The sequence below is a fragment of the uncultured Bacteroides sp. genome, from assembly GCF_902491285.1.
GTDB lineage: Bacteria > Bacteroidota > Bacteroidia > Bacteroidales > Bacteroidaceae > Bacteroides.
This window is the reverse complement of sequence record NZ_CABUHK010000039.1, coordinates 25,452-50,195: the sequence shown is the minus strand read 5'-3', so window position 1 is coordinate 50,195 and position 24,744 is coordinate 25,452. Positions and strand designations below refer to the sequence as shown.

Here is a 24,744-nt window from a genome sequence, read left to right as displayed (position 1 = left end):
TATTGAAAGAATATAGAATATGATAAGATGTAATACTTATTGAGCGTTTGCCCTGGGATAATATAACAAAATCCGTTTTATTTATCAGAACGACATAGGGAATAATTGATGCGATGGAAAAAGTGAAAATAACTGCTGCAGATATTATTTATAAGTTTTGCAGTGTATATCTGCAACAGTATTTTAGTTTATCTATTGCCGAATGGTAATCTGAAACGTCTCTGTACATTCTTTCAATGCTTGTTCATGATTGACCGCACTTTCTACACAAATGATTCTTCCATAGCTTGAGTCCTGCCAATGCACGATGTGTTCTTTTACTGTTTCCGCCAAATCCAGTAATTGCAGGCTGTTTTCCAGTTCGTTAGATTCTGTACCTATGATATGCAATCGTATCTGTACATTTCCATTCTGTACACCACCGCATGGAGCTTTCCAGGCAATAGGTAGAAATTCAATGTATATGGCAGGTCTTTTATTTGATATGTCACTTGCCTCGTTCAAGATCTCCGGTTTCCATAATCCGAAATCTTTGAAAACACACTCTTGGATATTTTCATTGGTGATTTCTCGTAAGCGGCTCACCATTGCCTGATAAAGTTCTTTTTTCATGATTCAAGAAATTAATGATAATATGGATACTAAATAATATCTGCAAATTAGGGTATTTATGTGTGGATAGAAAAATAAGTGTGAAGTGCCTGCATAGTTCTATGTAACTGTTGCATTATAATTTGCCGATTGCCAAGGGTGACCCTTATGTTTGCATCCGTATTTGAATTAATAACATAAATGTATGTAATGATGAATGAAGAAACAACTACAATGAAACAGAAAGCAGAACTTCGAGCTTCCGGACTTCTGCTGGATATGGGAATCTCTATCCCTGTTCGTCCTTTACGTTTCATGACAAAGCGAAAGCGGTGTGGGATTACCATGCGTACCCCCGCACTAGGTGGACTTATCCGGATTTCCCGTAAGTATTTGAGTCTGGGGGTGTCGGTCGATGAAATGCGGGAATATACGTTTGACCAGAACATGGAGTTTGTTGCTGAGCGTGGCAAGGAAATCAGTGAATTGGTGGCCTGCGCCATCGTCAGCGGTTATATCACAGGGCGAGTGTTTAATAAAGTAGTAGCTTGGTGGTTGCGTTGGCGTGTGCATCCGGCCTATTTGCAGGAAGCCATGTTGCAGCTATTGCTTTTGCTGGACATAAAGTCTTTCTCGACTACTATCAAATCGGCGCAGATGATGAATGTGATGACTCGCCGTTTGAGCCATGGAACAACAGGGAGTTAAAGGGACATACGGAAGGCCCTCATAGCCCGTTCGGATTAATTTGGCAGATAGCTTCTGCTACAGGTTGGACGCCTCACTATATTATGTGGAATATCTCATATCCCATGTTACTGCTAATGGCGGCAGATGCACCAAGGTATGTGGATGCGAAAGAGGCACAGAAAAAAGCACGTAGGAATTACCGCAAAGGTAAGCAGGCGCTTGACTTTTTTCAGACCAGATTATCAAAAGATGAATAAATATAAACCTAAAATAGAATCATATGACTAGAGGATTGAGAAATAATAATCCGGGTAACATTCGTCATGATGGTACACGGTGGCAGGGAGAAATAATTCCCTCAACGGATTTTGCATTCAAACAGTTCAAAACGATGGCATATGGCTATAGAGCCATGTTGAAGTTACTACGTAATTATTCGTTGTTGCATCATTGCTATACTATCCGTACGATGGTGAGCCGATGGGCTCCACCTTCGGAGAACGATACGAAAGGCTATATTACTACTGTCGCGAAGATAGCGGGCATCGACCCCGACCGGCGGATTGATGTTTATGATCGTCATCTCATGTGTTCGCTGGCCGGAGCAATGAGTCGGGTGGAGAATGGAGTACCGGCTGTTATGGCTGATGTTGAAGCCGGTTGGGATTTACTTTAACGGATAGGGAACGATGGATATGTTCATGCAAATATTGGCTATGCTATTCCCGGCCGGAATAGGCTCAATCGTAACTTGGATGTTTAGCCGTAATCTCTATCGTGCTAAAAAAAAGAAGGAAGTACATGATATTTATCAGGTGATGTACAATGATGTATGTACAACTTTAACTCATATCAAAGATGAAAACAGAAAATTATATCAGATTGTGGAGCGGTTTGAGAAAGCGGTACTCAAAGCTACGGATTGTTGCTATTGGGATGATTGTCCTATGCGGCATGAGTTGCAGGAGTCAGCAGAACTTGCAAGTACAGTCAGATTATCAGGGCGACAGTCTTTGGTCAAGAAAAAGGGTGGAACTGGCACTCATGCCCGTGCCGCCAAGCCGGGCAAAACTCAAATTGATAATACCACAGATTGAATCTCTTCCGGTTGGAGCCGGATATATGTACCAGAGTGATCGTGCCACAATAAACATCACTAAAGCAAAAGGGGATACCTTGTATCTGACAGCTACTTGTGACAGTTTACAACGGGAGTATTTACGGTTGGAAGAGGAGTTGCTCCGGTTTCGTGATTCTTCCACGCACCAGTCGGTTTCTCTTATGACAAGAGGACCGACCGGATGGCAGTCATTTTGGATATACTTTGGAAAATGCTCGGCTATTATTTTTTCTTTTGTCTTGATAGTAAAAGTAAAGAAAAGTAACAGTTTGTTTTGTTGAATGAAATTAAAAAAGGAAGTTCTGTGTAAATGAATTATATTCATAAACGCAGAACTTCCTTTTTTGCTAGACATCGTAATCCGGGAATTTAGTGATTGCGTTGAGGTAGTTATAGAATGTTTTCTCTGAGATATGATAGATTGGGTATTATACCGTCTAAGAATTTCTCTGTTGGATAAACCTGACCGTGAGTACTTGTCATAAATTCGATTTACGTCTTTTACTCTCTCCTCGTAGCTTTTGCCTTTCATTTCGTTTTTCATAATCTAATTTTTTGAGGTTTCTATTCTTTTATTTCAATTCCTTGTCTTTGGTGTTATAAAGATATGGAAAAATAATTATATTATAATAGAAAAAATGAGACTTGTGCAATGCTTACATACATTTATGCAAGCGTTATACTGTTATTTGTTTTCCACTTCTCATCCCTGTATGTTTGCACTGTCGTTTTTATTAATAACTAAAAAATAGATTTATTATGGCACAAATTAATGACGGTCTGACTTTTGGGTTGGACCAGTTTAAATTCAACAATCAAGTATTAGGTTACATTAGTGAGGAAGGTTTGGCTTGGGGAGGTGACAAACCCGAGAAGGTGAAGATTAATGCTGCTCAGGTGAAATCCGGACCGGTGAAGATCATTACCAAGAACAACGGCACTAATGTGATTACGTTTAAGCTTATTCAGCTTGACGGTCCTCATTGCGAAGCGGTGATGGGTGGAAAGACAGAAGCTAATGGTACGTACACACCGCCTGTTGCAGTAACATTGGAAGGTCCTGCCGAAATCGTTTGCAGTAGTGGACATACTATTCGTATCAGTAAAGGTAGTCTGTCTGCCAAACTTTCCGGTAATATCAATGGTAGCGAGGTTCTGGCTATCGAATGCGAACTGGAGATAATGGCTGCTGCTGACGGTGGGGCCGGATATACTATCTGTCCGCCCGCAAGCTCTCCTGCAAATGCTTGATTGAAGGATTGAATGATTACTTATTTTATTAACTAAAAACAAATTAAAATTATGGCACAAGTAAATGATGGTCTTACATATGGATTAGACCAGTTTAAGTTTGGTGAAAAAGTATTGGGTTACATTAGTGAAGAAGGTCTGGCGTGGGGCGGAGATAAACCTGAAAAGGTGAAAATCAATGCCGCTCAGGTGAAAGGTGGTCCGGTGAAAGTGATTACCAAAAACAATGGTACGAACGTGATTACTTTCAAGCTTATCCAGCTTGACGGTGCGCATTGCAAGGATGTGATGGGAGGTACTGTTGCTGCTGACGGTACATATACTCCACCGGCAACGGTAGAAGATTTGGTTGGCGTTGCGGACATCAAATGTGCAAGCGGTCATACTATCCGTGTCTTCAATGGTAGCCTTTCCGCTAAGCTTTCCGGTAATATCAATGGTAGCGAGGTGCTGGCTATCGAGTGCGAATTGGAAGTGCTGGCCCCTGCTGACGGTGGTGCCGGTTACGCCATTTATCCGCCGGCAGTAACTCCTGCATAAGGATTGGTTTTATAAGAAGACCGGAGCTGATATGTCAATCTCTTTAATCAGCTCTGGTCTTTTTTTTACTTGGAATCCTTCTCCGTATTCGGGAATCTTGCACTTGCGTTGAGACAATTGTAAAAAGTCTTCTCAGAGATACGATAGATAGGATAAATGAATTTTCTAAAAATCTCTCTGTTGGTCAAACCTTCTTTTGAGTGCTCGTCGTAAATTCGATTTACATCTATCACTCTCTTTTTATAACTGTTTCCTATAAATTCATACTTCATATATTTGTTGAATAATGGTTAGTTCGTGTGTTGTCCCCTACCTAATACTTAATCACAAAAGTATGAATAAATAACTGAATTATCATCATAAAGCTAAAAAAAATTGTTATGGAAGTCATATTTCAGCTTCATTGACATGAGGCTGTCACTTTGACAAGTAAGAGAGCTTCCACGGGTTGGAAGCTTTTCTTTTAATTTACCCATCGTCAATGTTGTACATTTCTCAATAGAATATTTTGAATAAAGCTTTTTGTTATATAATATTTGACTACTTTTGCATTACAGATAACAAAACAAGTTCTAACTAAAATGGTTATAAGGCATGAAAAACTATTTATTCTTGGCGATAGCTGTTATCGCAATTACTTTTTCCTCTTGTAAGGATGATGATGACAAAGATGCATTGTCTGGTACAACTTGGGTATGTAATGAAGACGACGTTTCGGGTTTCGACGAATGTTCTCGTACTATACAATTTCATACGAATGGAGAATGCTCGGTGGAATTGGTAGAAAAACTGCATGGAGAAGATGAAAGTCGTTCTGCGGCTAGTGGAAAATATAAGTATGCAGATCCTTCTGTATCAATAACTTGGTCTGATGGATATAAAGAGAATGGAACAATTGAAGGTACTAAAATGACTTTGGTTGATGAGGATGGATATTCTGAGATCTTTGTAAAGCAGTGAACGTCAGTAATGATGTAAAATTAAACAATATCAAGTATATGGGAATAATCGATTTGGAAAACATTATGAACAAGTAGTACCTTGCAAAATATACAAGGTACTACTGATAAAGTTAATGGCTTACATTTACACCGTTTATCCGTCGCCAGTAACTTCTACATAAGGACTGGTTTTATAAAAAGACCGGAGCTGATGTGTCAATTTCTTTAATCAGCACCGGTTTCTTTTTGCTTTTTTGTGAGTTGCTGTCATTGATAAATCTTACTTGAACTCTCTATAATTTTTCACATTTACGTTTAATCCGCCGGAGTATCTATTTGAATTTTATTATTCACATTTACATCTATTCCATTATGAGAAACCGAAACAATATTCACGTCTAAGGGTGTCTGGGGAGTCATGTTCATAGAATGTGCACAAGCAGAAGGTATAAACTCGATGTTTCGATATGCTATTATCGACAGTGAAATAGCAATAACTGCCAAGATGAGTTTGGTGTATAAATCTATTTTCATCATAATTGGTAATTTGTTTAAGGTGATTCAATAATAGTCTCGTTGTTCTCTTTCGCCAAATTTAAATGAAGAAAAATCCTATACCAAAGGAAATTAACTAATTTCATGTATGGCTTTTCCTAAAAATATAGATAAGAATAATAGTGATGTTTTTTTATCAATTGATTTTTCTTGAATATAAGGAATTATTTCTGAATCTTTCTTTATCTTTGTGCTATCTATAACAAAACAATTTATTAACTAAAATAGCAACCAATATGAAAAACTATTTATTCTTGGCGATAGCTGTTATCGCAATTACTTTTTCTTCTTGTAAGGATGATGATGACAAAGATGCCTTGTCTGACACAACTTGGGTATGTAATGAGGACGTTTCGGGTTTCGACGAATGCTCTCGTACTATACAATTTCATACGAATGGAGAGTGTTCGGTGGAATTGGTAGAAAAACTGCATGGAGAAGATGAAAGTCGTTTTACGGCTAATGGAAAATATGAGTATGCTGCTCCATCTGTTTCAATAACTTGGTTCGATGGATATAAAGAGAATGGAACAATTGAAGGTACTAAAATGACTTTAGTTGATGAAGATGGATATTCTGAGATTTTTGTAAAGCAGTAAACCTATCAGTAATGAATAGCAAGTGTGAGTTTTTTATAGCAAAACTGGTATTGTTCATGCTATTGTTTGTTTTTAATAATGTAGCAATAGCTCAAATATCGAAGATAAAAACGATTCAGGAAGAGACTCCTGAACAAGAAGTTGTTGCTCCTTATGATAGTTTAAAGAATATTTGTTGGGAGAACTTTCGTAGTCAGGTGGGACAGACTTTGTATTTGAATGATGATGCTGATTATAAAAAAACAGGGGTGTATTTAGGTATTACTACAATGCCTAAGTTTGAGTATTTTGCATTAGTACTTAAGAATAAGAATATGAGGTATTTGCCTGACTCTATAGTGTATAAGTTTACGGTGGGAGAAGGGCAATGTGGCTCAGCTTATGAATCTGTTGTAGGTAAATACTATTATGTGAACCGTCTGATTGAAGATCCAAAGAATAGTCCTAAGAAATCCGGTTTAAATTATTCTTATGAACTTATCATGAAAGATGCTCCTTATGATACTGTATATTATGATTTTAGTTCTTTAGTTAAGTTTTTCGAAACTTTTATTAATACTGGATATATCGAAAAACTGAAACAGAAATATGTTGGTAAGGACCTAATCATTAATAAAGATGATGCCAGTTTGCCCAAAATTGGTACAGGGAAATATGAGGATATTCCTAAGGGGACGCATCTAAAGTGTACAGACATAAGTATTGAGGATGGGAATCGGTATTACATTTTGCTGTTATTACATCACGATAAGTATGGTAACTTTTATGTAAATCTTACTCTTGAAATAGGATTAGAAGAATTGGATACTCCTGAAATGTATAAAGTTCGCTTACAAAAGGAAGCAACTTTGGCTCGAAAATATGGTAAGGTTAATGCAGATCTCATAATAAGGAATCAAGTACGTACCGGATGGAGCAAGGCTATGTGTCGTGAATCTTGGGGTGCTCCAAAATCAGTAAATGTAATGTCTGGTGCGGATGGAACAACAGAACAATGGGTATACTCCTCAAGTTGTTATTTATACTTTAAGAATGGAGTTCTGACTACTATTCAATACTAGTTGATAAATCATTCTTTATTGATAATAAGTCTGTAACGCTTACATATATATATGTAGGCGTTACAGACTTATTTGTGTTATAGGTTTTCCTATGGTATGTTTGTGTTGCTTTAATTGAATAAATGATGTAATATTAAACAATATCAAGTACATGGGAACAATCGATTTAGAAAACATTATGAATAGTAATACCTTGCAAAATATACAAGGCACTACTGATAAAGTTAATGATTTGAGTTCATCAGTCATTAACCTGAATGAAGAGATCCAAAAATTAGAGAACAGTTTGCTTTCAATGCAGAAAGTTTTTGAGCGGGCAATGAGTGCAAAAATAGACCAAACGGAAAATCTAGCAATGATAATTGTACTACGTTCTGAAATTGGAAATTTGAAAAGTGAGTTGGCAGGCTTGACTGCTCAATTGGCGGCAGTAAAGAGTAATGCAGATATTTCGTCTTCAGTATCTCCTGATGATGGTAAACTCTCAAATTTGAAAGCGGTAAGAGAGGATTTGAAATTGATGAGTTCTGGAATGAATGTAGCTATTAATACGGCATCTCTGTTGGGGATAGAGCAGTCTCGACTGACGCAAATTCAAACTAAGCTACAAACAATGATTTCAATTACCAATTCTTTACAGCAGATAGCAAATGTCTTGAATGGCGCAGGAGTCGCTAATACTCTTCTTTTGTCACGAGCAAAACAGGTACTTACTGCGGCAAATATGGCACTTGCCACTTCTTTGGGCATTTCGACAGTTGCTGCACAAGCATTGATGGCTACATTAACTTTAGGACTTTCTGTTGTCATTACGGGGTTAGTTCTGCTATGGGATAATTACACGACTTCGCAAGCCGAAGCTGCTAAGGCAAATGAAGCATTCAGAAGTAAAGTCGCAGATATGTCTGCTTCTACAGTTGCGAATTTCCATAAAATGAGTGGTGAATATGAAGCTCTGGGAGAATCTCTAGAAGATAAACAAAAATATATTGATGAGAATCAAGAGGCTTTCAAACAATTGGGGGTATCTATAACGAGTGTAGCTGATGCCGAAAATCTTTTTAATAGTCAAAAAGATGCTTTTATAGAAAGTATTGAATTGAGAGCTAAAGCGGTAGCAGCTATGGAATTGGCTTCGGAAAAGTATAAAGCATCTATGATTGCAATGATGGAGGCTGAAAGTATGCCTGATAAGAAGACTGTATTTGTTTCACAAGGAATGTTTGGACCGGCTATGTCTTATGAGGTAGACAATTCTGATAAAAGTAAAGCTATAGAAAAAGCTAAAGCACAAGAAGGAGAGGGCACGAAGTATATAACCCAAAGTCTCGCTTTTTCTAATCAAAGTGCGGAAACACTGAAAAAAGCAGATATTAAGGCGGCTGATACAGTAGTGAAAGGATCAATAGAAGCTATTGAAGCAAGTATAAAAAGAAAAAAGGAAGCTTTATCAAAGGTCACAAGTAGGGGGGAATATAATAAACTGATGGCTCAGATAAATGCGGAACAATCTAAACTAGATAAAATAACTGGCGCTAATATCCGTACAGTTACACCGGAAGAACAAACTTCATTTATAGAACAACTCGGACAGGCGGAACTTAAAGCAAGAAGAAAAATAACAGCAATGACTATTGCTGCTATTGGGGATGAAGCTAAAAAAGAAAGAGAGCAGGAGGAATTAAATCATCAATTGGAGTTAGATAGGATTGATAGAGAAGAGAATGATCGTATTCAGGCGATTAAAGAGGCGAGGAAAAAAGGTATTAAGGTAGATAAAACTGTCGAGGACATAGTTAAAAATCAGGCTAATGAACAACGTGCTATAGAGAATAAAAGAACGAAAGAGCAACAAAATAGGATTAATGAAAATGAAAAACAAGGTGTGAGAGACTTGCAGGACGAAATAAACTCCCATTCAGCATCAACTTTAGAAAGGCGTCTAAAAGACATAGACAAAACCTATGATGAATTGGTTAAAAGAGCAAATAAAGATCCGGAAATGATTGAATCCATCAATAAGAACAGGGAAGCTGATAAAGATATAGAAAGGAACCGTTCTAAATTAGATGTGCTGGATAATGCGGAGCAAATAGAACTCCAGCGTCAAGAAATAGCAACTCAAGGCTTGGAGATGGATGAGTATGTAGAGCAGCAGCGTAATGATATTATGTTGAAATATGCAAAAGAACGATTGGCAATTTTGTCCACAATGAATGATGAACAGAGCCTACAAGAAAAAGAACAATTAGAAACTACTATTGCTGGCCTTGAGAAGCAAGGTAAAAAGCCTAAGTCTATAAAAGGAATATTAGACGAGAAGACGATGAATTCATTAGTGAAACATTATCAAAAACTTGGGAGTAGCGAAGAGGAAGCTAAAGAGAAAGCTGCGGATTTTGCTACTACTTTTCAAGGACGGATGCAGACTGCAAGCGAGGTTGTCGGCTCTTTGAAAGGAGCATTTGGTGGACTGGATGAAGGATTGGATATGGCTTTGGATGCTGTTGGCAGTATTGCGGATGGGTTTGCTAATGGGGGACTCGTGGGTGGTATTGCGGCTGCAGCTGAACAAGTAATATCTGTAACTGCCGGATTGATAGGAGCGAAAAAAGAGATGGATGCCGGAATGGTAGCTCGTTATGGTGTCTGGATGGAGGCAATGGATGATTTGATAGATAAACAGATCGGCTTATTGGACAAGTTGGGAGGTAATAACTTCGGCAGTAACATAAGGAAGACCGCAGAAGATATCGGTAAACAGATTGCTGCTAGCCGTACAATGCTGGGAGAAGCTGGTTCTGCAGGCTCTTCGGTCGGTAGTCATTCATATGGTTATCGTTTGAATCGTACACTCAAAGACTATAAATCAGAATTAAGACAAATAGGAATAAATACTACCACTTGGGGGGAGATGAGCGATGACCAGTTAGTGAAACTCCGAGAAATTCCAAATCTTTGGGCGCATATCCCGAGTCAGATGCGAGAGTACATAGAAGCTATGGCTGAAAGTAAAGAGAAACTCGCAGAGTTTAATCAAGAAGTACAAGATACTGTATTGGGTTTTTCTTTCTCCGATATAACCGGTATGATTGTAGATTCCTTCACAGATCCTTCAATTGATAATGCGTTGGATAAGCTATCACAAAATATAGACGGAGCTATTGGGGATATTATTAAAAAGACATTGGCTCGGAATATGTTGACGGAAGAGATGAATAAACTTGTGAGTAAATTATTCCAGTCCATGGATAAAGGAAATTATAATTATTCTCTTGATTCTAAGGCTGCGTCTGATTTTAAGAAACGTGTGATGGAATTAGGCCAACAATACAATACTGCATGGGAAACAATGAAAGAAAGCTTCTCTGAAGCCGGTATCGACTTGGAAGGAAAAGAGAAAGAAGAAAATTCCGAGCAGTCCGGTCGTTCCGGCTCCTTCACCACCATGTCTCAGGAGCAAGGAACAAAACTCGAAGGATTATTCACCTCTGTTCAGGATCATGTGAGCAGCATAGATACTACTGTTTTCGACATCAGCCGTTCTATGTACGAAGCATCGGACTCATTGGTTGCTATTGTACGCAATACAGGCTATTGCTACCATTTGGAACAGATGGCGGCAGATATATCAGAATTGAAACGTGATGGAATTAAAATGAAATAATTATGGAAAAGATTTTAGAGGGATTATTGCTTATCAATAATCAGGATGTGTATCTACAGTATGGAGCTTTCCTTACAGAGGACAAGCAAGGTGATTATAGTAACTACTCGGCATTACTCAAGCCGCCTTCCATGAAGGATTATCCTGCCGTCGTTTATCGTGAACGGGATGGCGAAGAATTGCCGGAAGTATTGCCTCAGCCGAGATTCGAGGCGCGGGATGTGACTTTGTATTTTGCTATCGTAGCGGAGACAACACAGAACTGGTTGGAGCGTTATACCGGTTTTGTCAATCTTCTCAAAAGTGGATGGCTTCAAATACGATTGCCGGAAATTGATAAGACTTACCGGATGTATTATAAGGAATGTAGCAGTTATGATCAACTGACTTTCCTCGAAAAGGATGGTTTGTATGCTGCACGCTTTAAAGTTAAGTTGCGGGAACCGGTTCCGAGTGTATAATAATTGAAAAAATGAAATGACTTATGGAATTAAATATTTATGATGGAGAGGGTATTTTGAAATTTACCGCTCCTGCCTCTTCTTCCTGTACCTGGAGTCATGAACTGATGTCAGAAAATAGTCTTTCGGTCAGTTTTACGTCTCCTGAACTTTTGACTTTCTCGGTCAATGATTATATGGAAGTCGCGGGCATCCGTTTTACTATTCGTAGCGAGTATCGACCACAGCAGAATAGTACGTTGGAGTACAGTTACAGTATGCATTTCTACGGACCGGAGCATGATGCGGAACGGGTGAAGATGTTGAATCTGACAGACGGACAGTTTGAATCCCAGTTCTCACTGGATAATAATGCGGCGGCCCATCTGCAGAAAGTGGTGGATAATTTGAATCGTATCGACGGCTCTGATACATGGAAAGTGGGTGAAGCGGTTGACAACGGCAAACGAAACATTGAATACAGCAACGTGAATTGTTGGGATGCTCTTGGCATGATTGCCGAGACTTTTGAAACGGAATGGTGGATAGACGGACATCACGTAAACTTGACCCGTTGTGAACGTGGAGATGCAGTAAGCCTTGGCTACGGACAAGGACTGACTAAGATGGCGCTTGCTGAAAATAGCAATGATGTGAAATTCTTTACCCGGTTGATTCCTTTGGGCAGTACCCGCAATATCGACCGGAGTAAATATGGCTTTTCCCGGTTACAACTTCCCGGGCGGCAAAAGTATGTAGAACAAAATATTCATTATGGATTATATGAACAGGTGGAGGAAGCTGCTTTCTCCGAAATTTACCCCAAGCGTGTCGGCAAAGTGTCTGACGTCCGCTATGTTGAGAAGAAGAATGAGAATGGACCGTATACAGTTTATTACTTCAAGGATAAGGATTTGAATTTTAATCCGAATGATTATGAACTTCCCGGTTTGGTGAAACATGTCAGTTTTCTGAGTGGTGAATTGAACGGGCGTGATTTTGAAGTGAACTATAATAGTAGTACGCGTGAATTTGAGATTATCACGACGTTTCCTGACGAGAGGACACAGATTCCGGGCGGTCATATAATTCCTGCGTCTGGTAATGAATACATCTTGTGGAATATCAGTATGCCCGATGAGTATTATATACAGGCTGAAAAGGAATATGAAGCCGCCGTGCGTGATTATCTGCAAAAGGGAAGTGTCGATACGATTATTTATCGTTGTGACATGGATTATATTTACGTGGATGCCAATCAGGTACCCCTCGTTCCGGGGCAACGTGTCCGATTGTTGAGTAACGAGTATTTCGGTGAAACGGGATACAGGGATACACGTATAACGAGAATCTCACGTAAACTCGATAATTTGTCCGGCGCTACTATCGAATGTACGAATAAGGTAGGGAAGGGCTGGAAGAAAAGCATTGATACAGGGCTGAATGATTTGAAGTATGTAGTGGCCGAGAATTTTAAACAGGCTATTGTTGAAGTGTTGAAAACTTGGGATACAAAGACTCCGACCAATTATGATGTGTTTTCATCTTTGCGTTCCCGGAAAGAAATTGATGAACGTGCCATCAGCAAGCTGCGTCCGGATGAAAGCAATTATTTTCTTAAACTCTTAGGCGGGTTACTTATAGAACAAGGGCTTTCGGTAACGGGAGGATTGACAACCGATACGTTTACCGCAACGGAAGTCACTACTCAAATCATGCATATTCTTGATAAACTGGTAGGTAAGGAAGCTTCATTCTCCGGTGCTGTTTCTTCCTATGATTATGCTGAAAAGTTTTTGGGATGGCTGATTTCTCCTTCTGGTGATGCGGAATTTGATAATGTGCGTGTTCGTGGCTTTTTGGAATCGGACGAGTTGCGATATAACCGGGTCGAAGTGGTCAGTGGGGAACGTTGGAATGCTTCGGGAGGTGGCATTATCGCTTCTGTGGATGAAGAGAACTGCCGGATTAGGCTGAAACTTGAGCCGGGGGAGGTTGCCTCGGTGGCAGTCGATGATATTTGCAAGGCTACCTTTAATGATGCGACAGGTTTTCAGACGGTTTATTTCCGGGTTACGGAGATAGTGGATGAGGCTACGTTTGCTTATGTGCTTCGTGACGGAACGACGCATCATCCGTGTGCATTGATGCATTTTGTTTGTTATGGCAATTTTACGAATCTTTCCAGACAGTGCTCATGTTATGAGACACAAAGTTATAAACGTTATTTGTCGGGAGTCAATAACTGGGAGATTACAAAAGATTGCATTGTGATGCAGTTGGGAGATTTGTCGAATCTGAAACTGTTTGGTATCAATATGGAAGGACATAGTGCCTATCTGTGTAATGTGTATCTGACAGGAACAATCAGGCAATTATCTTCTGATGGTGTGACAGAAACGCCAGTTCCCTGTTTTAAAGGTGAATATGTAGCAGGAAGTTCCTACTATTATTATGATGAGGTGGTGTATAACGGAAGTACATGGCTTTGTATTTCTGAGAATCCGACGGAACAGGAACCGGCGGAAGATGCTGCTGACTGGAAACTGCTTGTAAGGAAAGGAATAGACGGTAAGGATGGAAGCCTGCTTCGCCCCCGTGGAATATGGCAAACTGGAGTTGACTATGTAAATGATGCCATGTATCGGGATACGGTAATTTATGATGGCAACAGTTATGTTTGTAAAGTTTCCCATACCTCGGGTATTGTTTTTGATTCTGCGCAATGGAGTAATTTTAATGAATTTGTCAATGTGGCTACTCAGGTCATGCTTGCGGAAAATGCTTCTATTGATGTGTTGGGCTCTTCTTCTATATTTGTAGGTGATCAGAATAAGACACAAGGCTGGGAGATGACAAAAGGAGCGATTAAGCATAATGTGAGTGGGCTGGAACTGACAGCAGACGGGCGGCTGGTAGATCCGGACGGATTGGAATTCTCGGTGGGCGGTATTGAAAATGCACTTCAAGACACTATGAAGGGAGGTGAGAATTTAGTTCCTAATAGTGATTATGCCGAACAGGAAGAAGTACACCCGGGATGGGATGAGAGTCTTAATGGTACTGTTTCTGCGGTAGGATGGGGTGATTATGATGCAAGTGTCGTTAATCCGGAGAAAGGGTATCATGCACATTTGAATACGACACGATTTGATTTTCCGGTTTTTGAGTTTAAGACTGTGTACTCTAAGCCGGGTGGTTTAAGCTATGTAAATTTAGATAGTGTTTATGGTTCATGGACAGTTGATGGATTATATCATAAATCGCCAGCAATTACTCATAATCAAATAGCTAGGGAACAAATCTATTTTTATACAGAGTCTCCAAATACTGTAGTTCAGTTTGAGATAAAGACTAGCTCTGAAACAAACTATGATTGGATGTTTATTGGAAAGTTGGATGACGCTGCTGCTACATATTCAACTGCAGCGGGGAAAATCTCAGGTAATCCGGCTTCAACTGTTGTTTCCATAATGGTTGCGGTCCCTGGTAGACATTTCGTTATTGCTGGATATCGAAAAGATAGTTCTACTAGTACGGGAAGTGACTGTGGTTGGTATCGTATTGTGTCCGGTTATATAATTTCAAGTGTTAATTTATCACGAGCTTCAAAAGTGTCTGTTGATATTGAGCGTTATGTTAGAGAATTAAAAGTTGGAGATGAATATCAACTTTGTTTTGAAGTGTATGCCAGTACGACGTCGCTTTGCTTTTCCTATAGTATTGATGGAAATACTGGACAAAAGAGATTTACAACAGATGAGTTGAATAAGTGGGTAACTGTAGTAAAGACATTTACGGTGAGAAGTATAGAGTCTATTCCTAGGTTGGAGTTTATAGTTGATGAAAATACAGGTACCGGATATCTAAAAGGTGTTTCAATAAAAAGACTTAGTGGAGTTGCAAAGGAATTGTTAAAGACTGGCATTGATATTACACGTCGTAAAATTATACTTTCCGCCGATTCGATATTAATGCAAAGTAATTCGGGAGAAGAGTTTGCTTTATTTACTACAGATGAAAATGGTGGTACAAGAATAAATGCGGCTTATATAAATACAGAGAACTTAGTAGTTACTACAGGAGCGGAAATAGGTGGATTTAAGGTTAATGGTTATAATCTGAAAAATATTGGTAATAAAGATTGTTGGATTAGTATAGAACATAAAGAGGGGGATTCAACTAGGTTTTCATCTTTAGGCAATAATATTCCTGCTATAGCAGGATATACTACAGCTGGCTATTTCCAAGCAACAGGTTCTGGTTGGAATAAAGCTCTCATGCTACGTTCTTCAGGAAGTACTTCAAAGGTTGGGATAGTCGGTGGATATCATAATTTAGCAATAGATGCAGTTGGAGGATGCCACTGGATAATGGATGCACAAGATCATTGGTGTATGCCTGGATTATTAGGTATTGTGCGTTTTTTGTGCTCCTATGCTAATAATACATATACTTATTCGATACGAAAAGAATGGGGAAATGGGATACCTGATGTAAGGGTGCTAAACTTTTCTATACCAGATTTATTGATTCATGTTGGTTTTGTTAATACTAAAAATGGATTCTATTCTGTAACAGGACAACCAGTCGGTCCTGCTCCAAAGGAAGGAGTATGGGATTTGAATCTTGTAATAGAAGCTTTGGATCAGAATGGCTTTATATTTTCGTGTTGGTGTAACAATGGAAAGTATATTCCTAGACAAGTTGATTTATATATATATGGAACTCCTCATGCTCAATAATAGTAAATATAATAATGAGAATAGACTTTAAAAATATTCAAGTAAAAGATATCGAAGGAAATAACAGTACCGTCGATATTGCAAAAATGTTAGGTAACGCGATTTATCAGAAAACGGCTGATTTGGGTGAATTAGAACTTGCTCGAGAAATTTATAAAAATGGGGAAGTTGAATTAACACAGGAGCAAGTGGAATGTATTAAGAGTTATGTGAAGACAGGCTTTGTTGCATTTGTCCAAGAAGCCGTTATAGCTATGTTGGAATAGCTGGTAATGTTTGTTATTGGGGGCTGGCAGATTATGTCAGCCTTTTCTTTTATTTGATGACTATCATTATTGTGTTATGTAAGTCTTTTTGTTGTAGAGAAATTATTGATTTTCCATAATAGATTAAACTTGTTTTATTATATTTGCAGTACATGATTTCTAAACAATAATTAAATTATTTATTCTTATGAAAAAGGTTTTGTTATTTTTTGCTTTAGTAGCGATGAGTGTAGTGAGTGTCAACGCGCAAGATAACCTGAAATGGGGTGTGATGGCAGGTATGAATGTCAGTAAATACACTATTACAGGATTTGACAGCAGGATAGGTTTTCATGCAGGTGTAAAAGCAGAATTGGGATTGTCACAAGAAGCGAGTGGCGCATATATGGATTTTGCTGCGTTGTTGACATTAAAAGGTGCGAAGATTGATGCAGGCTCACTTGCAAGTTTCAAGATGAATCCGTATTATTTGGAAGTTCCGGTACATGTTGGTTATAAATATGCAGTAAATGATGACTTTGCATTATTTGGTAGTGTGGGCCCCTACATTGCTGTCGGCTTGTTTGGAAAGGCAAAAGCAAAAGTTGACGGTAATATTGCCGATTTAGGAGAGTTGGGTACTAACTCTGCATCCGAAAATATATTTGGCGATGATGGGTTAAAGCGATTCGATTTCGGTCTTGGCTTGAAAGCAGGTGTTGAGTTCAGTAAGAAGTATCAAGTTGCTATAAGTTATGACTTCGGTTTGGTTGAAGTAGCAAAAGATTTGGGAATGAAGAACCGAAATCTGATGTTGTCATTGGGCTATATGTTCTAAAAATAGACAGTAGATATTCTTTTTGCAACTTTGTTGCACGAATCATTCACTACCTTTGCAGCAACTAAAAGATGAAAGATATGGGACATTGTAGTTGCTGTGCACATGGATGTGCATCTGAAAAGGAAGTTGAAGTTAAGAATTCTATATTTCAAGAATACTGGAAAGCAGGGCTTTCATTTATATTGCTGATAAGTGGTATTATAATGAATGCCCTGGGTTTCTCTTTTTTTCATAAAGAATATGTTGCTTTAATCTGGTATATTGTAGCTTATCTTCCGGTCGGACTTCCTGTTATGAAAGAAGCGTGGGAGAGCATGAAAGAGAAAGACTACTTCAGTGAGTTTACTCTAATGATTGTTGCCACAATCGGGGCTTTCTATATTGGCGAATACCCGGAGGGGGTAGCTGTGATGCTGTTTTATACCATCGGCGAACTATTTCAAGACAAGGCGGTTGATAAAGCAAAACGCAATATCGGCGCTTTATTGGATGTAAGGCCGGAGAAGGCTTTGGTGCTTAGAGATAACAATCTGATTACGGAAAGTCCGAAGAATGTAAAAGTCGGTGAGATTATAGAGATAAAATCGGGCGAGAGAGTCCCTTTGGACGGAGTGATGCTCAACGAAGTTGCTGCTTTTAATACGGCGGCATTGACAGGTGAAAGTGTTCCACGTAATATTCGCGAAGGCGAAGAAGTACTTGCCGGTATGATTGTGACCGATAAAGTGATTCGAATCAAGGTGACAAGACCATTCGATAAGAGTGCGCTTGCCCGGATATTGGAACTTGTCCAAAATGCTTCGGAACGAAAAGCTCCGGCAGAATTGTTTATCCGTAAATTTGCACGTATCTATACACCTATTGTCATAGGACTGGCGATATTGATAGTTATCCTTCCGTTTGTTTATTCATTCATTGACACTCAGTTTGCATTTGTGTTTAATGACTGGCTGTACAGGGCTTTAGTCTTTCTGGTGATTTCATGCCCTTGTGCTTTGGTAGTAAGTATCCCGTTGGGATATTTTGGAGGTATCGGAGCAGCTTCCCGATTGGGAATCTTATTCAAAGGCGGCAATTATCTGGATGCAATCACTAAAATCAATACGGTTGTATTCGATAAAACGGGAACTCTGACTAAGGGAACTTTTGAAGTGCAAGAATGTAAATCCGCATCCGGTATTTCGGAAAAAGAATTGATTAAGCTGGTTGCTTCGGTAGAGAGCGACAGTACTCATCCGATTGCTAAAGCCATAGTGAACCATGCAAAGCTGCAAAATGTAGAACTGCTGCCTGTCACCGATACAAAAGAATTTGCCGGCTTCGGTTTGGAAGCGATGATTGACGGGACTCCGGTACTGGTCGGAAACTGTCGTTTGTTATCCAAATTCAATATTGAATATCCGGCGGAATTATTGCAGGTGACTGATACGATTGTGGTCTGCGCCATCGGAACAGATTATGCCGGTTATTTGTTATTAGCGGATACATTGAAAGAGGATGCAAAGAAAGCTATTGATGACTTAAAAGCATTGCATATCAAAAACATTCAGATATTATCCGGTGATAAACAAAGTATTGTTACTAACTTTGCGGAAAAGCTGGGCATAACCGATGCTTATGGAGATTTGTTGCCGGAAGGTAAAGTGCGGCATCTGGAAGAACTGCGGCAGGACAGGACGAATCAGATTGCATTCGTCGGTGACGGAATGAATGATGCACCGGTACTTGCACTGAGCCATGTCGGCATTGCCATGGGAGGATTGGGCAGCGATGCGGCAATCGAAACTGCAGATGTCGTGATACAGACTGACCAGCCTTCTAAAGTGGCCGAAGCCATCAAGGTAGGAAAACTGACGCGCAGGATTATCTGGCAGAATGTCTCGCTGGCATTCGGAGTAAAACTGCTCGTACTGATATTGGGAGCCGGTGGAATCGCTACCCTTTGGGAAGCAGTTTTTGCAGATGTAGGTGTTGCGTTGCTTGCCATTATGAATGCTGTACGAATACAGAAAATGATAAAATAAGAGATTATGGAAGAGAATATTTATTTGGATAAGTTGGCGCGAAGGGACATCAAGCCAACGGCAATAAGGCTTCTCATACTAAAGAATATGATGGAAGTTGAACGTGCAGTTTCACTGCTCGATTTGGAGACTCTGCTGGATACGGTTGATAAGTCGACTATATCCCGGACAATAGCCCTCTTCCTGTCTCATCACCTGATACATAGCATAGACGATGGAAGCGGTTCGTTGAAATACGCCGTTTGCGATAATTCCTGTAATTGTGTGGTGCAGGACTTGCATTCACATTTCTATTGTGAGAAATGCCACAAGACATTTTGCCTGGAAGGTACGCATATTCCTGTCATTGATTTGCCGAAAGGGTTTGCTTTGCATAGCATTAACTATGTGTTGAAGGGCATTTGCCCGGAATGTTCTTCTCGTTCAGAACTAAACTCTTAGGATAAAAAAATAAGCCGGAACTCCGATAAAGAATATCGTCGAGTTCCGGCTTTCTACTAATATTGTATGTTTACTTGATGTTAGGATTCAGCGTATGCCAGTCCTTGATAGCGGGGATAATTCCCATTTCGATCACTTCGTCACGAAGTTTGCACAGATGTTCGTAGCTCTTTTCCAGTTCTTCCTGTTCGGCAGGAGTTCCGGCTACTTCTTTATAAGTAACTCCGTCTTTAGTAATTGACGTTTCCATTGCCATCATGATATGGTCGAATTTACCGTTGGAAACATAAGTTCCTGCAGGCCAGCGGAAAGGTTGTCCGCCCATAGCGGCAGCGATCATTTCAATAGAAAGATAAGCCGGGCTTTGGAAAGAAGAACGTCCGCGAAGGTCGATGATGTGCTTTCCACCCTGGATGACACGTACTTTCAGAGCTTCCCATTCGGTTAGTGGGAGACGGGTAGTACCGATGAAATCAGTCAGTGGTTCTCCTTTTACTTTGGTTGTAGAAGCGAATACAGCCATTTGTTCGCCATGTCCGCCGTAGGTACGGCAGTTCTGAATGTCGGAAGCGGGGATATGGAAATATCTCACTAATTCGTTTTGCAGACGGGTACTGTCCAGTGCAGCCAATGTAGAAACTTGTGAAGGTTTCAAACCTGAATATAATAAGGTTATCAGACCGGTGATGTCCGCCGGATTAAAGATGACAACGATATGTTTTACATTCGGGCAATATTGACGGACATCCTTACCGAACTGAGCGGCAATTTCTGCATTTCCTTTCAGCAAATCTTCGCGCGTCATACCTGCTTTGCGGGCTGCTCCACCGGAAGATACGATGTATGATGCTCCGGTCAATGCTTCCTTGATGTCGGAAGTATAAGTAAGGTTGACGCCTTCAAAGCCGCAGTGATACAGTTCTTCGGCTACTCCTTCCAAAGCAGGGGCGAATGGGTCATACAGACAAATATTCGGAGTGAGTTTCATCATCATGGCAGTTTGTGCCATATTGGAGCCGATCATTCCGGCAGCTCCTACAATCGTAAGTTTCTCGTTGGTTAAGAATTCCATAAAGCTTAATATATTTAAAGGTGAATAATTTTATCTTTCTTTTTGCCGCTACAAAGATAACATTTTACAGCCTTGATTGTTCATAGCAAATAGTTTTATCCGATAACGAAAAGTTATAGTAACTTGATAGAGAGTTCTGTTGAAAATAGACTATCTTTGTATTTAATAAGAGTAATAAAACAGAGTAGATTAAAAATATGAACATTGAATTAGGAAAATATAATCAGCTTGAAGTTGTGAAGGAAGTGGACTTCGGGGTATATCTTGACGGTGGCGAAGATGGTGAGATTCTGTTGCCAACCCGCTATGTGCCCGAAGATTGTAAGATAGGGGATATTCTGAACGTGTTTCTTTATTTGGATATGGATGAGAGGCTGATTGCAACGACGCTGACTCCGTTCGTGCAGGTCGGTCAGTTTGCCTGTCTTGAGGTGTCCTGGGTGAATCAATACGGGGCTTTTCTGAATTGGGGACTGATGAAGGATTTGTTTGTCCCGTTCAGAGAACAGAAGATGAAGATGCAGGTGGGACGTAAGTACGTGGTTCATGCGCATTTGGATGAAGAAAGTTACCGTATTGTGGCTTCGGCAAAGGTGGAACGTTATCTGTCGAAAGAGCAACCGGAGTATGCTTCGGGTGATGAGGTGGATATCCTTATCTGGCAGAAAACGGATCTGGGCTTTAAAGCTATTATAGATAATAAGTATAGCGGCTTGCTGTATGAGAATGAAATATTCACTTCGCTGGAGACAGGGATGGAGATGAAAGCTTTTGTGAAGCAAGTGCGTGAAGATGGCAAGGTGGACTTGATTCTTCAGAAACCGGGTTTTGAGAAGATTGATGATTTTGCGAAAACATTGCTGGACTATATCAAGGAACAGGGGGGACGAATCAATCTGAACGATAAAAGTCCTGCCGAAGATATTTATGATACGTTTGGTGTGAGCAAGAAAACTTTCAAGAAAGGGGTGGGCGATTTGTATAAGAAACGTCTGGTTGTCTTGCATGAGGACGGCATTACTCTGGCGGAATCCTAAACACAATAGGGAAATCCCTACATACGAATAGAGAGAATCATTGGGGTGGGGAGTTTCCTCACCCTATTTTTGTGGTATCAGATTAGAGATATTAATAATAAAAAACTAAATAAGCTATGCGTAGGATAATAATAACTTTCTGTATTCTGTTCGCTGCTCTTTCCTTAAAGGCACAATCCCTTAGCGGAATCCGCATTGACGGTGGAAATACCCCGATTCTTGTTTACTTTGGCGGCAATCAGATGTGTCTGCCGACCACTACTTGCTTTGTTGCCAACCTTAGATCAGGATATTATACCGTTGAAGTGTATGCTACTCGCTTTACCCGTCCGGGAGAACGAGTATGGAAAGGGGAGAGGTTGTATAATGAACGTATTTATTTTGATGGAAACGGTGTAAAAGAGATAATGGTGGATGACCGCAACGGGATTCGCCCGGACAACAGACCCGGACGTCCCGGACAGGGAGGACATCGCCCGGATTATGGTCATTATGACGGGGTGATGGACAACCGGCTTTTCCAGACGTTTCTCAATAATGTGAAGAAAGAGCCTTTCAAGGATGACCGCATCGCGTTGATAAATACAGCTTTGGCAAGTTCGGATTTCACTTCCGGCCAATGTCTCCAACTGACGAAACTTTATACTTTTGATGATGACCGGATGGAGATAATGAAGATGATGTATCCCCGGATTGTTGATAAAGAGGCCTTCTTCACAGTAATTTCTACGCTGACATTCTCTTCGAATAAGGATAAGATGAATGAGTTTGTGCGGAACTACGGAAGACGCTGATATTTGCTAACTAGTTAAAACTATATCGTTATGAAAAAGATACACGCTGTTTTGTTTTTGTCGCTGATTCTTTTGTGCAGTGCTTGCTTCACGTCCAGTAATATGTCCGGTAAAATGTTGATGAGCATTCAGCAGGGAATGACACCGCTCGAGGTTCGTAATGTGTTTGGGTCAGAACCCGACTTTCGCCGTTTCGACGGAAATTCGGAAGAATGGGAGTATCGCCGTTATTCAACAAGTGCCAATGCCGGCTGGTCTATTGTGCTGATTCAGTTCACAGACGGACGGGTATCGGGAATGGATTCTTTTAAAGACAGAAGCATGGAGATGAATGCTGCTACGGTAGTGACCCCTTCGCCAACGGCTGTTACTACTGTCGGAGCTTTTCCGAACCGTTATCCGGTGGAAGAGATTCGCGTAATGTCCGACTCGGAGTTTGAAAAGTTCCATGACAAGTTGAAGTTTACAATAATGGGTGATGAACAGAAAAAAATGATTGAGAGGATGTTGCAAAAGCATGATGTCACTTCTGCTCAATGTGTGGAAATGGTGAAGGAGATCTCTTATACTCCCGACCAGGTGGAGATGATGAAGAAGATGTATCCGTATGTAAGGGACAGACAGAATTTTAACAAGGTGATTAATATCTTATTCTCTGATACCTATAAAGATGAAGTGCGTAAGTTTATCAAGGAGTATCATCAGAATAATAAATGATAGGAGATTGAATTATGAAACGAATACTGTTTTTACTCTTTGCTGTCGGTCTGAGTGCCAGTATGACCGTGATGGCTGGAATGAGCACCGGCAAAGTGCGTAAGGAGACACGTTTCCTTACAGATAAGATGGCATATGAATTGAGTCTGAGTACTCAGCAATATAATGACGCGTATGAGATTAATTACGACTTTATTTATTCTGTCCGTAATATAATGGATTATGTGGCACGTGGCTATGAATGGGCGTTAGACGATTATTATGAAGCATTGGATATTCGTAATGATGACCTTCGCTGGGTATTGAGTGATGTGCAATACCGCCGGTTTATGGGAGCCGATTATTTCTATCGGCCGATATACGTAACCGGAGGAAGATGGAGTTTCCGCGTTTATGTCAATTATCCGAACCGTAACTTGTTCTACTTTGGTGTACCATCTCATTATCGTACATATTGTGGAGCGCATTACCGCCCGTATATTCATCTTACGAGTTATTATAGGGGCAGGTATACTGATTTCCACCATTATTCTACTCCGCATCGGGTGAGGGATCAAAGAGTATATCACTCTTATCGCCGTTCGGATTTTGGCTCGGTTCATTTCCGTCCGAATTCTTCTACCCGTCCGCATAATGCGCCGACTCGTCCGGGAGTGGCTGTACGTCCGGGAAATTCTACCAGACCGTCCAACCCGTCCGGAAATAGAAAACCGAACAAGGACGTTGTGCCTGATAGAAACAACAACAGAGGGGAAGGTAGTTCCAATCGTCGTCCGGAAACGAACTCCGGCTCATCAAATTCCGGTCGTAGACCGGCAAGTGGTAACTCGGCTACTTCCGGTTCTAATCGTGAAAGCGGACGTACAAACAGCAGTTCGACTGTCAGTTCAAGCAGGCGAAGTGAAAGTAGCTCCTCTGGCAGAAATAACAGTTCCGAAAGAAACAACAGATCTTCCAGCCGGAGAAACAATAGCAGTTCAAGCCGTAGTAGCGGCAACTCCAGTTCAAACCGCAGCAGTTCCGGTTCTAGCCGGGACAGTAACGCTGGCTCTACCCGAAGCAGCAGTTACAGCCGAAGCAACAGTTCTACTCGAAACAGCAGTTCCAGCCGGAGTAATGTTTCCAGCGGACAAACAGAAAGACGTTCTTCTTCAGGAAGTACGAGAAGTAATAGCAGTAGCTCTTCCCGTTCGTCCGAAAGAAGTAATGGTTCAAGAAGATAACCTATTCCTTTATTATTAATATCATTATCATTACTCCTCAGCGGTAGGAGAACTAGACTCCGGTTTCTCGCCAGCTAGACTATTCCGGGCGTTGCCCGTAACTTGGGTATCGGGGCGGATTGTATCCGCCCCGATTTCACGCTCTATTAT

The 24,744-nt window shown here is 40.3% G+C and carries 24 protein-coding genes; 20 read left to right on the top strand and 4 right to left on the bottom strand.

The genetic code is table 11. The features are described 5' to 3' along the window. Positions 1–192: 192 nt before the first annotated feature. Positions 193–612 (bottom strand): hypothetical protein, encoded by a 420-nt coding sequence (locus RDN93_RS11770; RefSeq protein WP_308745714.1) that lies wholly within the window; start codon positions 610–612, stop codon positions 193–195. Positions 613–825: 213 nt separating this feature from the next. Here RDN93_RS11770 and RDN93_RS11765 point away from each other — a divergent pair, with 213 nt between their 5' ends. The 6 genes from RDN93_RS11765 to RDN93_RS11735 all read left to right on the top strand — a co-directional run bounded on the left by RDN93_RS11765 (position 826) and on the right by RDN93_RS11735 (position 4,192). Continuing rightward, positions 826–1,299, top strand: coding sequence for a hypothetical protein (locus RDN93_RS11765; RefSeq protein WP_308745713.1), 474 nt, complete (start codon positions 826–828; stop codon positions 1,297–1,299). A 262-nt stretch (positions 1,300–1,561) separates the two neighbouring features. After that, on the top strand, positions 1,562–1,957 hold the full coding sequence (locus RDN93_RS11760) for a structural protein P5 (protein ID WP_175631486.1): 396 nt from the start codon (positions 1,562–1,564) through the stop codon (positions 1,955–1,957). A 13-nt stretch (positions 1,958–1,970) separates the two neighbouring features. After that, on the top strand, positions 1,971–2,378 hold the full coding sequence (locus RDN93_RS11755) for a hypothetical protein (RefSeq protein WP_308745712.1): 408 nt from the start codon (positions 1,971–1,973) through the stop codon (positions 2,376–2,378). Further along, positions 2,311–2,682, top strand: coding sequence for a hypothetical protein (locus RDN93_RS11750; RefSeq protein ID WP_308745715.1), 372 nt, complete (start codon positions 2,311–2,313; stop codon positions 2,680–2,682). The genes RDN93_RS11755 and RDN93_RS11750 overlap by 68 nt, the downstream gene beginning before the upstream one ends. 478 nt (positions 2,683–3,160) lie before the next feature. Further along, positions 3,161–3,652: a hypothetical protein gene (locus RDN93_RS11740; RefSeq protein ID WP_175631489.1), complete on the top strand. Its 492-nt coding sequence runs from the start codon at positions 3,161–3,163 to the stop codon at positions 3,650–3,652. A gap of 51 nt (positions 3,653–3,703) precedes the next feature. Next, positions 3,704–4,192, top strand: coding sequence for a hypothetical protein (locus tag RDN93_RS11735; RefSeq protein WP_195663321.1), 489 nt, complete (start codon positions 3,704–3,706; stop codon positions 4,190–4,192). Positions 4,193–4,257: 65 nt separating this feature from the next. Here RDN93_RS11735 and RDN93_RS11730 read toward each other — a convergent pair whose 3' ends face one another. Further along, positions 4,258–4,464: a hypothetical protein gene (locus RDN93_RS11730; RefSeq protein WP_308745711.1), complete on the bottom strand. Its 207-nt coding sequence runs from the start codon at positions 4,462–4,464 to the stop codon at positions 4,258–4,260. A 322-nt stretch (positions 4,465–4,786) separates the two neighbouring features. Here RDN93_RS11730 and RDN93_RS11725 point away from each other — a divergent pair, with 322 nt between their 5' ends. Beyond that, entirely contained in the window at positions 4,787–5,152 is a 366-nt protein-coding gene (locus RDN93_RS11725; RefSeq protein ID WP_308745710.1) for a hypothetical protein, read from the top strand. 296 nt (positions 5,153–5,448) lie between these two features. On the opposite strand, the gene RDN93_RS11720 is transcribed toward RDN93_RS11725, so the two are convergent. After that, entirely contained in the window at positions 5,449–5,670 is a 222-nt protein-coding gene (locus tag RDN93_RS11720; protein ID WP_308745709.1) for a hypothetical protein, read from the bottom strand. A gap of 254 nt (positions 5,671–5,924) precedes the next feature. Here RDN93_RS11720 and RDN93_RS11715 point away from each other — a divergent pair, with 254 nt between their 5' ends. From RDN93_RS11715 to RDN93_RS11675, 9 genes are all read left to right on the top strand, one after another. Beyond that, on the top strand, positions 5,925–6,287 hold the full coding sequence (locus RDN93_RS11715; RefSeq protein ID WP_308745708.1) for a hypothetical protein: 363 nt from the start codon (positions 5,925–5,927) through the stop codon (positions 6,285–6,287). A gap of 11 nt (positions 6,288–6,298) precedes the next feature. Continuing rightward, positions 6,299–7,348 carry a hypothetical protein gene (locus RDN93_RS11710; RefSeq protein WP_308745707.1) on the top strand — a complete coding sequence of 350 codons (1,050 nt, stop codon included), beginning with the start codon at positions 6,299–6,301 and terminating at the stop codon, positions 7,346–7,348. Between the two features lie 151 nt (positions 7,349–7,499). After that, positions 7,500–11,015 (top strand): hypothetical protein, encoded by a 3,516-nt coding sequence (locus tag RDN93_RS11705; protein ID WP_308745706.1) that lies wholly within the window; start codon positions 7,500–7,502, stop codon positions 11,013–11,015. Between the two features lie 2 nt (positions 11,016–11,017). Continuing rightward, a complete protein-coding gene (locus tag RDN93_RS11700; RefSeq protein WP_195663326.1) occupies positions 11,018–11,476 on the top strand; it encodes a hypothetical protein in 459 nt (152 codons plus the stop codon). A gap of 23 nt (positions 11,477–11,499) precedes the next feature. Further along, the gene (locus RDN93_RS11695) at positions 11,500–16,200 is read left to right on the top strand and encodes a hypothetical protein (RefSeq protein WP_308745705.1); all 4,701 of its coding nucleotides are present in this window, start codon (positions 11,500–11,502) and stop codon (positions 16,198–16,200) included. 14 nt (positions 16,201–16,214) lie between these two features. After that, a complete protein-coding gene (locus tag RDN93_RS11690; protein ID WP_308745704.1) occupies positions 16,215–16,466 on the top strand; it encodes a hypothetical protein in 252 nt (83 codons plus the stop codon). Positions 16,467–16,653: 187 nt separating this feature from the next. Then, positions 16,654–17,283: a porin family protein gene (locus RDN93_RS11685; protein WP_308745703.1), complete on the top strand. Its 630-nt coding sequence runs from the start codon at positions 16,654–16,656 to the stop codon at positions 17,281–17,283. Positions 17,284–17,363: 80 nt separating this feature from the next. Further along, positions 17,364–19,310: a heavy metal translocating P-type ATPase gene (locus RDN93_RS11680; protein WP_308745702.1), complete on the top strand. Its 1,947-nt coding sequence runs from the start codon at positions 17,364–17,366 to the stop codon at positions 19,308–19,310. 6 nt (positions 19,311–19,316) lie between these two features. Further along, a complete protein-coding gene (locus tag RDN93_RS11675; protein WP_308745701.1) occupies positions 19,317–19,751 on the top strand; it encodes a transcriptional repressor in 435 nt (144 codons plus the stop codon). Positions 19,752–19,821: 70 nt separating this feature from the next. Here RDN93_RS11675 and RDN93_RS11670 read toward each other — a convergent pair whose 3' ends face one another. Next, positions 19,822–20,823 carry a malate dehydrogenase gene (locus RDN93_RS11670; protein WP_308745700.1) on the bottom strand — a complete coding sequence of 334 codons (1,002 nt, stop codon included), beginning with the start codon at positions 20,821–20,823 and terminating at the stop codon, positions 19,822–19,824. 197 nt (positions 20,824–21,020) lie between these two features. Here RDN93_RS11670 and RDN93_RS11665 point away from each other — a divergent pair, with 197 nt between their 5' ends. From RDN93_RS11665 to RDN93_RS11650, 4 genes are all read left to right on the top strand, one after another. Then, on the top strand, positions 21,021–21,860 hold the full coding sequence (locus RDN93_RS11665; RefSeq protein WP_308745699.1) for a S1-like domain-containing RNA-binding protein: 840 nt from the start codon (positions 21,021–21,023) through the stop codon (positions 21,858–21,860). A 116-nt stretch (positions 21,861–21,976) separates the two neighbouring features. Beyond that, on the top strand, positions 21,977–22,654 hold the full coding sequence (locus RDN93_RS11660; protein WP_308745698.1) for a DUF4476 domain-containing protein: 678 nt from the start codon (positions 21,977–21,979) through the stop codon (positions 22,652–22,654). A 30-nt stretch (positions 22,655–22,684) separates the two neighbouring features. Next, positions 22,685–23,371: a DUF4476 domain-containing protein gene (locus tag RDN93_RS11655; protein WP_308745697.1), complete on the top strand. Its 687-nt coding sequence runs from the start codon at positions 22,685–22,687 to the stop codon at positions 23,369–23,371. A 14-nt stretch (positions 23,372–23,385) separates the two neighbouring features. Beyond that, positions 23,386–24,594: a hypothetical protein gene (locus RDN93_RS11650; protein ID WP_308745696.1), complete on the top strand. Its 1,209-nt coding sequence runs from the start codon at positions 23,386–23,388 to the stop codon at positions 24,592–24,594. Positions 24,595–24,744 lie beyond the last annotated feature (150 nt).